This is a genomic window from Thiopseudomonas denitrificans, from assembly GCF_002866065.1.
GTDB lineage: Bacteria > Pseudomonadota > Gammaproteobacteria > Pseudomonadales > Pseudomonadaceae > Thiopseudomonas > Thiopseudomonas denitrificans.
Map to the genome: position 1 here is coordinate 20,930 of NZ_LNJZ01000009.1, position 16,878 is coordinate 37,807.

Annotated in this window: 11 protein-coding genes; 4 read left to right on the plus strand and 7 right to left on the minus strand. The window is 58.1% G+C overall.

Annotated features, from left to right (window positions below):
- Window positions 1–123 precede the first annotated feature (123 nt).
- Together AR306_RS09380 and AR306_RS09385 are read right to left on the minus strand one after the other, a co-directional pair.
- On the minus strand, window positions 124–1,344 hold the full coding sequence (locus AR306_RS09380) for a type II toxin-antitoxin system HipA family toxin (protein WP_206167995.1): 1,221 nt from the start codon (window positions 1,342–1,344) through the stop codon (window positions 124–126).
- Window positions 1,344–1,658 carry a helix-turn-helix domain-containing protein gene (locus AR306_RS09385; protein WP_240622536.1) on the minus strand — a complete coding sequence of 105 codons (315 nt, stop codon included), beginning with the start codon at window positions 1,656–1,658 and terminating at the stop codon, window positions 1,344–1,346. Before AR306_RS09385 ends, AR306_RS09380 begins: the two co-directional genes overlap by 1 nt.
- A gap of 329 nt (window positions 1,659–1,987) precedes the next feature.
- On the opposite strand from AR306_RS09385, the gene AR306_RS13470 reads away from it, so the two are divergent.
- The gene (locus AR306_RS13470) at window positions 1,988–5,518 is read left to right on the plus strand and encodes an SNF2-related protein (protein WP_206167996.1); all 3,531 of its coding nucleotides are present in this window, start codon (window positions 1,988–1,990) and stop codon (window positions 5,516–5,518) included.
- Window positions 5,519–5,674: 156 nt separating this feature from the next.
- Here AR306_RS13470 and AR306_RS09395 read toward each other — a convergent pair whose 3' ends face one another.
- The 3 genes from AR306_RS09395 to rpsB form a co-directional block, all read right to left on the minus strand.
- Window positions 5,675–6,448 carry a type IV toxin-antitoxin system AbiEi family antitoxin gene (locus AR306_RS09395; RefSeq protein ID WP_455431902.1) on the minus strand — a complete coding sequence of 258 codons (774 nt, stop codon included), beginning with the start codon at window positions 6,446–6,448 and terminating at the stop codon, window positions 5,675–5,677.
- A gap of 691 nt (window positions 6,449–7,139) precedes the next feature.
- Window positions 7,140–8,009, minus strand: coding sequence for a translation elongation factor Ts (gene tsf, locus AR306_RS09400; RefSeq protein WP_101497332.1), 870 nt, complete (start codon window positions 8,007–8,009; stop codon window positions 7,140–7,142).
- Between the two features lie 110 nt (window positions 8,010–8,119).
- Window positions 8,120–8,860: a 30S ribosomal protein S2 gene (gene rpsB, locus AR306_RS09405; protein ID WP_101497333.1), complete on the minus strand. Its 741-nt coding sequence runs from the start codon at window positions 8,858–8,860 to the stop codon at window positions 8,120–8,122.
- A gap of 296 nt (window positions 8,861–9,156) precedes the next feature.
- Between rpsB and xseA the strand changes: the two genes are divergently transcribed.
- Both xseA and AR306_RS09415 read left to right on the plus strand, forming a co-directional pair.
- Entirely contained in the window at window positions 9,157–10,506 is a 1,350-nt protein-coding gene (gene xseA / locus AR306_RS09410; RefSeq protein WP_101497334.1) for an exodeoxyribonuclease VII large subunit, read from the plus strand.
- Window positions 10,507–10,592: 86 nt separating this feature from the next.
- On the plus strand, window positions 10,593–11,834 hold the full coding sequence (locus tag AR306_RS09415) for a mechanosensitive ion channel family protein (protein ID WP_101497335.1): 1,242 nt from the start codon (window positions 10,593–10,595) through the stop codon (window positions 11,832–11,834).
- A 174-nt stretch (window positions 11,835–12,008) separates the two neighbouring features.
- Here the strand turns inward: AR306_RS09415 and AR306_RS09420 are convergent, their stop codons facing one another.
- Together AR306_RS09420 and AR306_RS09425 are read right to left on the minus strand one after the other, a co-directional pair.
- Complete coding sequence (locus AR306_RS09420) at window positions 12,009–14,123, minus strand: TonB-dependent copper receptor (protein WP_101497336.1); 2,115 nt, start codon at window positions 14,121–14,123, stop codon at window positions 12,009–12,011.
- Window positions 14,124–14,480: 357 nt separating this feature from the next.
- Window positions 14,481–14,915 carry a DUF2946 domain-containing protein gene (locus AR306_RS09425; protein ID WP_133539616.1) on the minus strand — a complete coding sequence of 145 codons (435 nt, stop codon included), beginning with the start codon at window positions 14,913–14,915 and terminating at the stop codon, window positions 14,481–14,483.
- 251 nt (window positions 14,916–15,166) lie between these two features.
- Here AR306_RS09425 and leuA point away from each other — a divergent pair, with 251 nt between their 5' ends.
- Window positions 15,167–16,816: a 2-isopropylmalate synthase gene (gene leuA / locus AR306_RS09430; RefSeq protein ID WP_101497338.1), complete on the plus strand. Its 1,650-nt coding sequence runs from the start codon at window positions 15,167–15,169 to the stop codon at window positions 16,814–16,816.
- The last annotated feature ends 62 nt before the right edge of the window (window positions 16,817–16,878 follow it).

Sequence of the window (16,878 nt, forward strand, 5' to 3'; positions counted from 1 at the left end):
GCAACTCGCCATGCTCGCGCGAATGACGGGCAAAGAAGACCACGCCATGCTGCGCATAGTCGCAGCATCCGTGGACTCAACAACTGCATCCTGCTCGCGAAGCATGCAAAACAGCCTGTGGCATCAACACAAAAAAGCCGGCTCAAAATCCGCCAAATCTGGTGCACCCATACCCAGTTGCCTGGCCAAAGGCCTCCAGCCGGCAACAGCCTGTTCAACCTCCTGCCATGTGTCTGCAGCTTCGTCAGAACCCAGACGAAAATACTCCGCCGCATCCAGCAGCATTGCTTTGCTGTCTATCGGCCCGCGGTCTTCGGTCAGCCAGGTTTTGCTTTCTCGCAGATCGCCCGGCATCGGGTTCAGGTCGAACGCAGGTGACAAACGCCAACCCCTGTTTCTGGCGTCATACAAAAACGCCGTATTACGCAAATGGTCATCGGTATTACAGATCAGATAGTTGAATACCAACCGCCGCCATAATTCATGAATATCCGCCAGCGGATCGGCACCTGCCTGCAACAACACATCCACCAGTTCTGTGTAGGCATGCTCCCGCTCTCGGCCTGATGACTGCAACAAGGATGCTGCCGACAAATACGGGATCCGCCCTCCCCCGGCCGTTCGATCAAAACGCCGAACCACCGCCACCGCTGTATCGCCAATCAGCTCAACCCGGCTGTCGGCAACCCGGATACCCGCACGCGCTGCCAGGTGCATGGCCAGCACCTCGCCGCGTATCACATCCCGCTGATCTGCCTGGCTGGGAAACTTGCCCAATGCCAGGCAGCCATCCAGATCAATCACTGTGGACTTGGGTCTGGCACCACCCAGCGAGGTTGCCCGCCCCAGCAGATACTGCAAATCCTGCTCGCTTTCCGTACCCGACTCCAATGCCCGGCTGGCCTGTAACACAGCCGCCAGCTCAACCAAAGGCGGCACATGGCGATGCTCACTTCCAGAGCGCAAATAGCTCTGCTGTTCAGGGTCAAACAGGCGCAGCGCACCCACACGCACCGCATCATCAACCCAGAGGATGAAATCAACCGGCATCAACGGCTCTTGTACGCCCCCTGCCCGCCTGAGCTTGGCATGGACACGACGAATCACCCGCTCACCCCAGGAGTCAGGAGCGGTATCTTCCAGCGCCAAAAAAAACAGACCTGTCGGATACTGCACACCAGACACCTGCTGCAATTCTGGCGACAGATTGAAAAAATCCGGGCTGGCAAGCCAGCGCTCGTCATAGGCAAACCCGCTGCGCCGGCCACTGCTGATAAACAGCCGCCCAACCAGCAACCCCTGCTGCCCAAGCCGTACTTCCAGCTGGCGATTATTCTTGCTCATCAGAAGCCCTCCAGCTCATCGGTTGGCTCGGCAACTTGTGAACTTTGCTGCTCAGCAGTTTTTTGATAGGTCCGCCTGCTTCCCGACACCCGTTTGGGCAGTTGCTCCCGCACCAGCTCCATGCCCAGCGGGTCCTGCTCGATTGCCAGCAGTTCCACTGCCGCATCCAGCCGGCCCAGCACATGCAGTGCGCGCAAAAAGGTATGCAGCGCCGTGCCATGGTAGCCATCCTCCATACGCCGCACCGTGCTGACCGAAGCATCCAGCCTGACCGCCAGATCCTGCTGACTCCAGCCACGCAAACGGCGCGCCACGGAAATAGCTTCGCCTACCCCTTGCAGTGCCCTCCTCACCGGAGCCGGCATAACGGGCTGGCTTTTTTTGCTTGATGTTTGGGAGCTCATACAAGACCCATATTTGAACGAAAACAACCACCAAAAACTCATATATGACATATTACTGAGGCTATTCATTTTCGTCCACATTAAAAAACGTCACCCCTTGCCAGCACTTCTTATCAAAACCGACCGTAATATGATTAAAAACCTCAGCTTTTCGCCCCAGATCACTCCAATTTTTTACCGGTTTGCTAAAGTAGCGACTTTTACCCAGCTAACAGCTCACCCGCACAAGGACCCGCCCCATGCACCCGCAGCTTTTCACCCCCGGCAGCCGCATTGAAGTTCGTGATGCCGAATGGCGCATCAAACGTATCGACCGCACCACCGACGGCGGTGAAGCCTTGGTTTGTGAGGGCCTGTCCGAGCTGGTGCTGGGCCGCGAAACCACCTTTCTGAGCAAGCTGGAACCGCGCATCCGCGTGCTGGAGCCGCAAGACACCCGACTGGTCGACGACCCCTCCAGCCAGTACCGCGCCAGCCGCCTGTACCTGGATACCCTGATTCGCAACAGCGTCCCCACTGACGACCGCATCTACGCCGGCCAGCACGCCGCCCTTGACCTGCTGCCCTACCAGTTCGAGCCGGCCCGCCAGGCGCTGCGCCAACCGCGCCAGCGTATTTTGATTGCCGATACCGTGGGTCTGGGTAAAACCCTCGAAGCCGGCATTCTGGTCAGCGAGCTGATCGCCCGTGGCAAGGGCAAGCGCATTCTGGTGCTGGCGGTCAAAGCCATGCTCACCCAGTTCCAGCAGGAGTTCTGGAACCGTTTCAGCATCGGCCTCACCCGTCTGGACTCGCAGGGCTTGCAGCGGGTGCGCAACCGCATCCCGGCCAACCACAACCCCTTCCACCATTTCGACCGCGCCATTATTTCCATCGACACCCTCAAGCAGGACATCGAATACCGCCACTATCTGGAACAGGCCTACTGGGACATCATCATCATCGACGAAGCCCACAACGTCGCCGAGCGCGGCAGCCGCTCCCAGCGTGCCCGGCTGGCCAAACTGCTGGCCACCCGCTCCGATACCCTGGTCATGCTCACCGCCACCCCGCACGACGGCAAGCCGGAAAGTTTCGCCAGCCTGGTCAACATGCTCGACCCGACCGCCATCGCCAACCCGTCCGACTACCAGAGCAACGACTACCGCGACAAAGGGCTGGTCATCCGCCGCTTCAAGGCCGACGTGCGCGACCAGCTCAGCACCAGCTTCCCCGACCGCGACATTGCCACGCTCAAAGTGCAAGCCAGCCCGGCAGAAGAAGCGCTTTACGAGGCACTAGCCACATCCAGCTTTCAGACCCTCAAGGGCACGGGTGCCGGCCAGCTATTCCGCACCACATTGATGAAAGCGCTGTTTTCCAGCCCTGCCGCCCTGCTCAGCACACTGGACAACCGCCTCCAGCGCCTGGCCAACCGGCAAGAGAAAACCAGCGACCCGCAGCTGCAACAGCAAATCGACCACGATATCGAGCAGCTTGAAGAGCTGCGCCACCACTGCGTGCTGATCGACCAGGCCAGCTTCAGCAAATACCAGCTGCTGGTCGATACCCTCATCAACGGCAGCTGGGATGCCAGCCAGCCCGACGACCGTCTGGTGATCTTTACCGAAAGCATCCCCACGCTGGAGTTTTTACAGCAGCACCTGCCCAAAACCTGCAAGCTGAAAAAAGACCAGGTCGCCCTGTTGCGCGGCGACATGAGCGACCGCGAGCTGGCCGATACCGTCAACAGCTTCAACCAACTGCAAAGCCCACTGCGCCTGCTGCTATGTTCCGACGTGGCCTCTGAAGGTATCAACCTGCACCACCTCAGCCACCGCATGATCCACTTCGACATTCCCTGGTCGCTGATGGTGTTCCAGCAGCGTAACGGACGGATCGACCGCTACGGCCAGACCCGCCAACCACTGATCCGCTACCTGCTCACCGACAGCCAGCACCCCAAGATCCAGGGCGACACACGCATTCTCGAAGTCCTGATCAACAAGGATGCCCAGGCCGGCAAAAACATCGGCGACCCCAGCGAGTTCAACAAGGAAGAAGGCGAAGCCCGTACCGCCGCCGCCATGGAGGCCGAACTGCTCAACCCCGCCGCCGATCCGGCCAGCATCCCGGCCATGCCCGACATGCAGGACATCGACTGGGCCAGCTTTTTCAAACCGGACAACCAGGCCAGCCAAAGCCCGGCCAGCGATCTGCTCGCCGCCTTCACCCCCGACACACCGGCCAACAGCGACGACCACCTCGCCACCCGCCAGCGCCTGTTCGACAACGACTTCGACTACGCCCGCAAAACCGCCACCGGATTGCCCGGCGGCGCTTATCGTCGTATTGGCTCTACCGATCAGCGCTGTGTGGATGAAGACCTTTGGGCTTTGCGTGGCTCAAGCCAACCCTTACACGGCCCGGATTCGACCATTCTGCAAGATGCCCGTATGGACGACTTTGATCCGCAAGCCATTGCCGAATACCGCCGTAAGCGGGCGACGGTTAATGCACAGGCAGAAGAACTCGCCTACAGCGATACCGAGTTACTCGAAGCGCTGGGCGCTTTGCGTTACGACAACGATCAGCTACGCCCGACATTGGCCGGTATTCTGTTGTTTGGCAAACCCATGGCGCTGCGCCGTATGTTGCCCATGGCCAAAATTGACTACATCCGCGTGCCGGGCGTGGAGTGGATTGAAGACCCGCACGACCGCTTCCAGTCCATCGAAATCCGCAAACCGCTGGTGCTGGCCTTGCCACAGGCAGAAGCCAGCGTAATCGACGAGCTACCGCGCGGTTTCCACCTGCCGGATGACTCGCCCTACAGCGTGCAAGAGCCCATAGTGCCGCGCAAGGTGGTGCGCGAGGCCATCGCCAACGCTGTCATGCATCGCACCTACCTCAAGCACAGCCCGATACAAATCATTCGCTACAGCAACCGCATCGAGTTCCGCAATATCGGCCATTCCATCAAGCCTGAAGACCAACTTGGACGACCTGGTTCCTGGCCGCGCAATCCGCTGCTCGGTGCTGTACTGCATGACTTGAACCTGGCCGAGGCCAAAGGCTCCGGTATTCGTACCATGCGCCGTTTATCTGCAGATGCCGATCTGAGCCCGCCAGAGTTCAAATCAGACCGCCAAGGCGACAGCTTTTGCGTCACCGTTTTCCTGCATAACCTGCTTAGCGAAGATGACCACGCCTGGCTGCGCACCCTGACCAGCGAGCCACTGGACGACGAAGAAACCAAAGTGCTGATCTACGCCCGCGCCACCGGCGCAGTGGACAACAGCGCCTGTCGTGATTTTTCCGGCATGGACACCCTCACCGCCAGCCGAGTGCTACGCCGTTTGCGCGACCGGGGATTGCTGGAAAAACATGGGGCGGGGAATAGAACCTATTACAGCTTGCTAGCACTAAGCACAGACGTAATCCCACCCAGTTCAGGCCATGGAAGTAACGAATACCCACCACCTAACTCGGGGGGATTAAGCGAATCCCCCCAAGCTTGGCCACAAATCCCCCCCAGCTTGCAGCAAAAACTGCTAGCAGCAGGGGCAAAGCCTAGGCAAGAAGTGGTCAGGCAGCTGTTACTGGAGCTATGCAGCTTGCAACCTATGAGTGCTAACGAGTTGTGTCAGGTACTTGGGCGCAAAGACAGCAAGGAATTGCGGCGAACCTATCTGCGACCCTTGGTGAATGAGGGTTTGCTGAAGCTGAAGTACCCTGAAACGGAAAGTCATCCGCACCAGGCTTACCAGGCCGCGCCTGCCAACCGGTGAACAAGCAAAGTGGAAACAGGTACATCGCCTCGAACCGGGCAAGCTATACATCCATGGAGGCTATGGATTCCGCGACTTCGCTACGCTAAGTGCGGAGTGACGGGTGGTGGAAATCTTTCAATCTATCCAGCCTCACGCCAATCAGGTGCTGCGATATTACTCATCAGCTTTTCCTAGTATCGCCGGTACCGTGATCTGGTACTGCTCATCATAAACACCGCCCTGGACCACCTGGCGCTTGCCTCTACCCAGTTCTATTTTGCTCTCATCCAAACGATTTACCCATTGATGGCCATGGTGGCGAGCCAAAAACAGGAATATCCGGTTGGTTTGTACTGCATGGCTGCGTTCAAGCAAGGACTGCACTTTTCTGGGACTTAAACCGACCAACCCCTGGAAGAGTTCGGCGACATGCTCAAAAGAAATATGCTTGCCTATGGCATCGACGATCTCATAGGCAGCCAGTTCAACCGTACTTGCCATGAGCTCCTTGCCCTCGACGGGTATTTTTTTTAAGTCCTGCTCTGGTAAAAGTTCCAGCTTGCTGCTGCTACAAAAAATCCAGTTTTGCCCGGAAAAGTTTTTAAACCACTTGGGCAGGGCTTGTTTACCCTTGGTGCCCAGCCAAATTTGTGCGTGGCCAAGCTGCAAATAATGGCTGAGGCCTTGATAAGCCAGACTAGACAAGCCTGCCAGGTGAACAGGCAAGGCCTGCTGTTCTTGCACGGCAAGCAGGGCATTTTTCCAGCCGGGTTGCATGTCTTCATCTGCACCCGGACGGAAAAATACACCGGAACTTAACCTCTTGAGCCAGCCGCTTTGCACATACCTTTGCGTCAGTGAATAGCTGATTCCATGCTCCAGCAGCCAGGACTGCAGCAGAACATCGCCAGGTAGTGTGTGAGTAGCTAGCCAGTTTAGTCTTGGCATGATTTTAATACTCTGGGTATGAATACGATGCCAATAATAAACGGATTGCTATAAAAATCCATGAGTTTGGTTTCATTGCTGGAAAGCATGGAGCGGGTAATCGAACCTACTACAGCTTGCGCCCTACCATGCAGACAGGGGCAAAGCATGGTAGCTACCAAGCCAACCATGGAGGCTATGGATTCCACGACTTCACTACGCTACGCGGGAAATGACGGGTGGTGGAAATCTTTCCATCTCCCCGGCCTCACGCCAATCAAATGCTGTACATCGAGCAACAGCAAGCGCCCGCTCAGGGCTTCGCTGGCCACCGCACTGGCAAATCTGCGTCCATAACGCAGGCAGCTTGACCAGGGTGCCGTAAGTCGGGCCACCCTCACTGCTTTTGTCCTTGCCCTGCTTTTGCAGAATGCTGGATGCTCTCCGCGATCGGTAATAAACACCGGGCCATCAAGCGCATCACGCTTGGCCTTGGCCAGGCCCCGGGTTGAGCTCGTGGCTTGAGATAGTCGTAATCATGGATAAACCCTCGTTACATTTGTAGCAACATTGCCATATGTTTTGATGGGCCAGCGTTCCCGACTCGACGTACATAACTGCCGGTACAGACAACCACTGTAAAACAAAACAGCAAACACAAAAAAACCGCCCCAACCTTTCGGCAGGGGCGGTTTTTTATGCAGCGAATTGCTTACTTCTTGGAAGCGGCAACCTGGGCGGCAACTTCGGCGGCAAAGTCTTCTTCTTTGCGCTCGATGCCCTCGCCCACTTCAAAGCGGGTGAAGCCAATGATTTTGGCACCGGCTTTTTCGGCCAGCTTGCCAACGGTGACTTCAGGGTCCTTGACGAAGGCCTGACCAACCAGGCTGATCTCGGACAGGAACTTGTTGATACGGCCCTTGACCATGTTCTCAACGATGTTCTCTGGCTTGCCCTTGATCTTGTCTTCGTTCAGCTGCATGAAGATTTCTTTTTCCTTGGCAACCAGCTCTTCGGAAACTTCTTCAGGGTTGACCACTTGCGGGTTGCTGGCAGCTACGTGCATGGCAATGTCGCGGGCCAGTTCGGCGTCGCCGCCCTGCAGGGAAACCACAACACCAATGCGGTTGCCGTGCTGGTAGGCACCCAGTACGTCGCCTTCAACGCGGGCAATGCGACGGATGTTGACGTTTTCACCGGTCTTGGCAACCAGCTCTTCGCGGGCGGTTTCACGCTCTTCGATCAGTGGTGCGGCATCGGTGTAGCCTTTGGCGGCAGCAATGTCCAGGCTGTCGGCAACAAAGCCCTTGAAGTCGTCCTGCAGAGCCAGGAAGTCGGTCTGGGAGTTGACTTCAATGATGGTTGCGCTTTTGCCGTCGTCGGCCAGCTTGATGGCGACGGAGCCTTCGGCAGCAATGTTGCCGGCTTTTTTGGCGGCCTTGATGGCACCAGCGGCACGCATGTCGTCAATGGCTTTTTCGATATCGCCGCCAGCAGCTTCCAGGGCTTTTTTGCAATCCATCATGCCCTGACCGGTACGCTCGCGCAGCTCTTTAACCATTGCAGCAGTAATCTGTGACATCGTAGTTCCTCGTAAAATCAGTTTGCATGCGCAGCCGCTCGTGGCCGCTGCGCTCCAATTCGGACAAAAAAGGGGGCCACGCCCCCTTTTTTAAGGCGCGAAAGCCGTTATCAGGCTTCGGTTGCCTCGTTGGCGACTTCTACAAACTCTTCGGCAGAAGTGGCACCGCTTTGACGTGCACGCACGACCGCGTCGGCGGCAGCAGTCAGGTACAGCTGAACGGCGCGAATGGCGTCATCGTTGCCAGGAATGATGTAGTCAACACCGGCAGGGCTGCTGTTGGTGTCCACTACGCCAATCACGGGGATGCCCAGCTTGTTGGCTTCGCTGATGGCAATGCTTTCGTGGTCAACGTCTACCACGAAGATGGCGTCAGGCAGGCCGCCCATGTCCTTGATACCACCCAGGCTGCGCTCCAGCTTTTCCAGATCGCGGGTACGCATCAGGGCTTCTTTCTTGGTCAGCTTGTCGAAAGTGCCGTCCTGGGCCTGGACTTCCAGGTCACGCAGGCGCTTGATGGAAGTACGGATGGTCTTGTAGTTGGTCAGCATGCCGCCCAACCAGCGGTGGTCAACGTAAGGCATGCCGCAACGCTGGGCTTGCTCACGGACGATCTTGCTGGCGGAACGCTTGGTGCCGACAAACAGAACCTTGTTCTTGCCTGCGGCTTTCTGCTCGATGAAGCTCATGGCTTCGTTAAACATTGGCAGGGTTTTTTCAAGGTTGATGATGTGAATCTTGTTGCGCGCACCAAAAATGTACTTGCCCATTTTCGGGTTCCAGTAGCGGGTCTGGTGACCGAAGTGAACACCAGCCTGCAGCATCTCGCGCATGGATACGGTTTGAGTCATGATGATTCCTGTAATGATTCGGGTTAAGCCTCCACATACCCCGCCTTTCAACCCCGCAGGGCACCCAGAAAAACGTGTCGGTATGTGTGTGGATTAAGTGGCTCGCAGGACTTTCCTGCAGAGCGGCGCGTTTTATAGCATACCGGGGAGCAAAACGCCAATTGTTTTGCATTTTTTGTCTAGTCTGGCCCCGTATGAAAACGGCAACAGGCAGAACAGTACCCGCCACTGAAAACCTGCCGTAAAACCGGCTACAATGCCTGCCCCGTGCATTCCCCCTGAACAAGGCAAGTTTGATGATCCAGCAAGACGTCCTCTCGGTTAGCCAGCTCAATCAGCGTGCCCGTCATCTGCTGGAGGATGTCTTTCCGGCAGTGGTGGTCGAGGGCGAGATCTCCAACCTGGCCCGCCCGGCTTCCGGTCACCTGTATTTCACCCTGAAAGACAGCAATGCGCAGATCCGCTGTGCCTTCTTCCGGCAAAACGCTCAGCGCTCGCGCCAGCAGGCCGCCGATGGCGTGCAGGTACGGGTCACCGGCCGCCTGTCGATCTATGAAGGGCGCGGTGACTACCAGCTGATCGTCAGCCAGATGGAAGCCGCCGGCGAAGGTGCTTTGCGGGCGGCTTTCGAGGCCCTTAAACAGCAGCTGCTGCAGGAAGGTCTGTTTGCAGCGGAGCGCAAGCAGGCCCTGCCCCGTTTCCCGCGCCGTATCGGGCTGGTGACATCGCCGACCGGTGCCGTGATCCGCGACATCATCAGTGTCTTTGCCCGCCGTGCTCCGCACGTCGAGCTGGTGCTGGTGCCCACCGCCGTGCAGGGCAAGGAAGCCACCGGACAGATCATCCGCGCCCTGCAGCTGGCCGACAGCGCCGGTTTTGACGCCATTATCCTGGCCCGTGGCGGCGGCTCGCTGGAAGACCTCTGGTGCTTCAATGAAGAAGCCGTGGCCCGCTGCCTGGCCAGTTGCACCACTCCTGTGGTCAGTGCCATCGGACACGAGACGGATACATCCATCAGCGATTTCGTTGCCGACGTTCGCGCCCCGACACCCACCGCCGCAGCCGAGCTGTTGTCACCGGATCGCGGGCAACTGCTGCACGGCCTGGAAGCCATGCAGCAACGGCTGACCCTGCGCATACGCGGTATCCTGCAAAACCACCAGCTGCGGCTGGATGCCCACAGCAAGCGCATGCGCCACCCGCGCGAGCGTATCGAGCAGAACACCCTCAGGCTCGACGAACTGCAGTTGCGCCTGACCCGCGGCATCAACCTGCAGCTGCAACAGATCGACTGGCAACTGCAGCAGGCCCGGCGGACACTGGACGGCCAGGCCATGCTCCAGCGCCTGCGTACCGAGCGCCAGCAGCTGGAGCAACTGGACAAACGCCTGCAACAGGGAGTGCAGCGCCAGTGGCAACAACAGGCTGCCCGCTTTCAGCAGCTGGTGCGCAGCCTGCAACTGGTCAGCCCGCTGGCCACGCTGGATCGCGGCTACGCCATCGCCACCGATGCGCAGCACAAGGTGATTCACAGCGTACACCAGGCCGCGCCCGGCCAGTCACTGGGTATACGTCTGGCCGATGGCAGCCTGCAGGTCGAGGTATCGTCGATACAGCCCGGAACAGGCAACCAGCCCGGGGCCTGATATCATAAGCCAGGCAACAATCGGGCAAAGCTGCTGTCCGACACAGACATGTCCGACACCTGCCATGACCACAACAGGAGTTTTCAATGGAAGCGACAACCAAATTCTGGGAGCTGTGGATCACCGAGTTCCCCCTGCTGGAAACCTTTGTCTACGCCGCCGGGCTGCTCCTTTTTGCCCTGGTCGTCAACCAGGTCATCAAGAAAATCCTGGTACGCGGTTTCTACAGCCTGCTCAAGCATCTGACCCAGGGCCACTCGGACGATTTTGGCACCGTCAAGCGACTGGCCAACATTGCGCCGGCGCTGGTCATCAGTTCCGGCCTGCATGCGGTGCCGCACTTGCCACCGATGCTGGTCACCGTCATTCTCAACGTGGTCAGCGGCTTCATCATTCTCACCATCACCATGGCCATCAGCGCCGCCCTGGATGTGGTCAATCACCTCTACAACCGTCGCCCCGACGCCCACCGCAAGCCCATCAAGGGCTATCTGCAGGTGGTCAAGATCGTCATCTATGCCCTGGCCACGCTGCTGATCATTGCCACATTGATCGACCGTTCACCGTTGATCCTGTTCTCCGGGCTCGGTGCCATGGCTGCGGTGCTGATGCTGATTTTCCAGGACACCCTGTTGTCGCTGGTGGCCAGCGTGCAGATCTCCTCCGGCGACATGATTCGTGTCGGCGACTGGATCGAGATGCCGCAGCAGAATGCCGACGGCGACGTGATCGACATTGCGCTGCACACCATCAAGATCCAGAACTGGGACAAGACCATTTCCTCGGTGCCGATAAAGAGCTTTATCAACTCCTCGTTCAAGAACTGGCGCGGCATGCAGGAAAGTGGTGGCCGGCGCATCAAGCGCAGCCTGCTGATCGACCAGCAGAGCATCCGTTTCCTGACGCAAGACGAAATAGACAACCTGAAAAAATTCAGGCTGATGTACGGCTACTTCGACAGCAAGATCGACGAGCTCAACCAGTGGAACGAGCGCCACATCCATGCCAGGGCTGGCGAAGCGGTCGATACCCGGCGTCTGACCAACGTCGGCACCTTTCGTGTCTACGTCGAGCGTTATCTGCGCAACCACCCGGGTGTACACCAGAACATGACCATGATTGTGCGCCAGCTGCAGCCCACTGCCGAAGGCCTGCCGCTGGAGATCTACTGCTTCACCAACACCACGGCCTGGGTTGCTTACGAGGGCATCCAGTCGGATATCTTTGACCACTTGCTGGCCATTGCGCCAGAGTTTGGCCTGCGCCTGTATCAGGCACCCAGTGGCGGGGATTTCAGCTCAGTATTCGGGCAGCGGACGTCGGCATGACGGCATCCGCCAGCTGTCTGCACATATAAAAAAACGCCAACCGGGGTCTGACCAGTGCGGCTGTCTGGCATCCCTGCCCCGCGGTCGCGCCCCAATTGGCGTTCCTCAATCAGACCGGCCCGGCATGCACAAGGTTTGCCCGCCTTCTATGCCTGCAGCCGGCCATTTGAGCCGTTAAAAACTCATGTCGATACGTGTCCACCAAATGCGGCCCGGCTCGTTCATTCTGGAGTCGGCTGAATATCCTGCGATATCCACACCATCCAGGTTCAGGTGCTCCCTGTACTCCTTGTTGAACAGGTTGTCGATACCGGCACTAAACTTCCAGTTGCTATTGATGCGGTAAGCCCCGTTAAGCGAGAACACGCCGAATCCGGAACTCTTCTCGAAATCCTTGCCAATCGAGTTACCGTAGCCTTCATGGACACGGCTCTGCTTGCCCACTACGCGCCACAGACCACCCGCGCTCCAGTCATTCCTTTCATAACCTAGGCCAAAGCGTGCTTCCATTGGCGCCACTTGCGGCAAGGGGCGGCCATCACTGCTGTTTTTACCCCAGGCATAAGCCAGACTGGCATCGGCTTTCCAGCCCGGTGCGAAGCGGTGTGAACCGCCAATTTCCGCACCCATGATGCGGGCATTGACGTTGTGCGCAGTTGTATTGGCGCCCTTGTAAGAGAATAAAATGTAGTCACGGATAAAGCCGGCATAGCCTGAAGCCCAAAGCTCTACCGGGCCCTGAGCATACTGGAAGCCAAAATCCAGCTGGGTAGTTTTTTCCGGATTGACCGTTTTAAAAGCGGTTGGCAGATAGCCACCTGCGCCGTCAGACAAGTTGGCGGCCGAGAAGAGCTCCCAATAGTCCGGGAAACGCTGGCTATGACCCAATCCCATATAGACTGTAGCCGGCAGGCTGGCCATATCGTGCTCATGGCGGATAAAGCCACTAGGCAAGGTGTCTGTTCTCTTCTTGTTGGCGGTCGGGTTAGGCTGGCAATTGAGGTTCGTGCCCACATCTGGACAGGCGGGAATATTACGGCGCCCCTCAAGGTACTCCCTCTCATCCGTTGCTTCATGCCTGTCAACCCGCAAACCGCCGATCAGGCGATCCCGTTCGGTCAGCGCCCAGGTCAGCTCGCCAAAGACTCCAAGCTGATTCATCTCGGCGTCTTTTTCCATATGGCTACGCACCACAGAAGGCTGGTTCATCGGATAACTGCCATATCTGGCCCGCAGACGGTGCCAGTTGGTTTGCGCGTCCATACCGGCTACCAGCTCAAAGTCATCCCATTCCCAGGTGCTTTTCACCCGGGCACCCAGTGTGCGGCGATCCACCTGAGTCGCCATTGCCATCGGCATGCCATTTGGCATTAGCGGCGCCGGACGCAACTTGTCGTTGGCCATGATGTGGTCAGCGTAGTTGTAGTACAGCTGTGCTTCAAAGGCAGTCCAGGTTTCGCTCATGTTGGTTTTCTTGAAGCGCAAGGCGGTGTTTTCGCGCAGGAAGCGGGTTCCGTCCATGCCGCGCCCACCATAACGGGTCTCGCCATCACCCCGCCCCAGGGTCAGCTCCAGCAGGGTGTCATCATCCGGTGTCCAGCCCAGCGCAGTCTCGGCATTCCACTTGTCCCAGCGTGATGGCACTTTATTACGACCACCGTCTTTGTAGTCACTGGCCCGGGTCGCCTGTCCCATCAGGCGGACATAGCCCTGGCTGTTGCCGATAGCGGCATCCAGATTGCGATCCCAGCGGTTGTTGGAACCGGCAACCACGTTGGCATCAATGCGCATGCCGGGCTCGTCAAACTGCTCCGGGCCACGCTCAAACAGCACGACTGCGGCATAGCTGCCCGGACCATGCTGCACACTCTGCGGTCCTTTAATAACGGTCAGCTTGTCGTAGGTTTCCGGTGCGATATAGGAGCTGGGCGAGTCCATACGGTTGGGACAGGCACCAAGCATCTCGCCACCATTGCTCAAAATCTTGAGGCGCGAACCAAACATGCCACGAAAGGAAGGATCACTGTTAACCCCGCCGCTGCGCATACCGCTAAAGCCCGGAATGGTTTTCAGATAGTCGGCGGCATCGCTGGCCGGTACCGGCTGGCGCGGCAGCTTGGGATCGGTGACCACGGTGCCCGGCGAGCTTTGCGCCACACCCGTCACCACCGAAGTCGGCAGGCGGGTGGTTTGCTGGTCATGATCATGTTCGTGAGCCTGTGCCTGGGCGGCCAGCGCCAGTACGACAGCCACGGCAAGCGGCTGCTTGTTGCAGATGAATTTTTGCATGCTTTTACCTGTGGGAGCCTGCACAAACAGGCCCCTCCTTTCAACAATTCAATAAGGATTTGAAAAAGGCAAAGGCATTACCGCGTCTTTTGTAGGTGCGAATTCATTCGCACAACCCATTCGAATTCATTCGCGCAACCCATGCGAATGAGCCCCGGCAGTCTCGTACAAACCTGTCCGGGCGAGCCCCGGCGTATGCCTTCAGGTAATTTTGTGCGAATGAATTCGCACCTACACCGGCAAGCACACGCCCTGTCGTCATTCTGCGTGCAGCGAAGCGCAGTCGCAGAATCCACACACGACACGGGACCCTGCGACTTCGTGCAGGGCAACAAATCAAAAAAACGGCAATGCCATTCAGACAAAGACAGGCGGGGCGCGCGGGGCGGCGTGATGCCAGAAGCGGGAGGCATAGACTTCGGCAACTGCCCAGGCAATGGACAGCGGGCGCGCAGCCAGCAAGGCCAGTGCAAAGACCAGCGCCAAAATCAGCGCAGGACTAAGCGTCAACAGCTCGCAATAGCCGCACATCTTCAGGTTGTTGACCCAGTCGGGCAGGAACGGATTGGGCCGGTGCCCCATCAACGCATGATGGTCGGCATCATGGCCGGAAGCGGCAGTCACGGCACCATGCTCCGCATGCAGCGGCAGTTCCAGAAACGGCACATCCTGCATGGCCGATACTCCCTGCACCCCTGAAATCAGGGGACCAAGGTGCATCATCAGCACGGCAAAGCAGCCGAGCCAGAATGCAGGATGGAAAAACAGCCGTTCAGGCACAGTATCACTCACGGGCAGGTTCGACAGAGTGTCCAATCTACCACAGGGCACGGCACAGCAGGTGCGATAGAACAGCGCAAGGCAGGTTTATTACAATTTTTTTGATTTGACGCAAAAAGATCGACAAACAAACAGCCACAACAGGATTATCTGCCAATTTTTTAACACTTATTGCATGAAAACACACATACGAGTAGCTTTATCACCATTCCGGCCTCTACCGGGCCACTTTTGTGCAATAAAACCTCAAAAAGGCAGACCTCATGAGCATGTTGAAGAATCCGGCAAAGAAATATCGCGCCTACCCTGTCCTCAATTTACCCGACCGCACCTGGCCCAACCGCATCCTGACCGAAGCGCCCATCTGGTGCAGCTCGGACCTGCGTGACGGCAACCAGTCGCTGATCGAGCCCATGAGCCCGGACAAGAAGCTGAAGTTCTTCAAGACACTGGTGCAGGTCGGCATCAAGGAAATCGAAGTCGGTTTCCCGTCCGCCTCCCAGACCGATTTCGACTTTGTGCGCCTGCTGATCGAAGACAACCTGGTACCGGATGACACCACCATCCAGGTACTGACCCAGGCCCGTGAAGACCTGATCGCACGCACTTTCGAGTCCCTGCAGGGTGCGAAAAAGGCCATCGTGCACGTGTATAACGCTACCTCCCCCGCGTTCCGCAAGATCGTATTCAAGCAGGACAAGGACGGCACCAGGGCGCTGGCCGTACATGCCGCGCAGTTGCTGAAGAAATACGCCGCCCAGCAGCCGGACACCGACTGGCGCTTCGAGTACTCGCCCGAGACCTTCAGCGCCACCGAGCCGGAATTCGCCGTCGAGGTGTGCAACGCGGTCAGCGAGGTGATCCAGCCGACCGACACCCACAAGCTGATCTTCAACCTGCCGGCTACCGTCGAAGTGGCGATGCCCAACGTCTATGCCGACCAGATCGAATATTTCTGCCGACACATCAACAACCGTGACAAGATCGTGGTCAGCCTGCACACCCACAACGACCGGGGTACCGGCGTGGCCGCCAGTGAACTCGGCCTGCTGGCCGGTGCCGACCGTGTCGAAGGCTGCCTGTTCGGCAACGGCGAGCGCACCGGCAACGTGGATCTGGTTAACCTGGCGCTCAACCTTTACACCCACGGCATCGACCCGAAGCTGGATTTCTCCGACATCGACCACATTCGCCAGGTCGTTGAAGAGTGCAACCAGCTGCCGGTACACCCGCGCCACCCCTACGTGGGCGACCTGGTGCATACCGCATTTTCCGGCTCGCACCAGGATGCCATCCGCAAGGGCTTTGCCCAGCAGGACCCGGACGGTATCTGGGAGGTGCCCTACCTGCCGATCGATCCGGCCGATATCGGCCGCAGCTACGAGGCGGTGATTCGTGTCAACAGCCAGTCCGGCAAGGGCGGTGTGACCTACCTGCTGGAACAGGAATACGGCATCCAGATGCCGCGCCGCATGCAGATCGAGTTCAGCCAGGTGATTAAGGAAGAAACCGACCGCTCCGGTACGGAAGTGTCGGCCATGCAGATCTACAACCTGCTTGACACCCATTATCTGCAGGCACACACACCTTATGCCTATCAGACCCACAGCCTGCAGGAAAGCGGTGGCGAGAGCCAGCTGCAGGTGGAAGTGCACAAGAACGGGCAGCCGGTGCAACTTCAGGGCGCGGGCAGCGGCCCCATTGCCGCGTTGGCGGCCAGCCTGCCTGAAGACATCGAGATCATGGACTACAACGAACATGCCATCGGCAGCGGCAGCAATGCCCGTGCCGCTGCCTACATCGAGCTGCGCCGGGACGGCCAGCGGCCGGTGTTTGGCGTCGGCATCGACCACAACATCACCACTGCCAGCATCAAGGCGCTGTTCAGCGCACTGAACCGCAGCCTGGTGTAAGCCTGCGGAAACAACAGACGGACACAAAAAAGCCCCGGTAAAAAACCGGGGCTTTCTCGTCA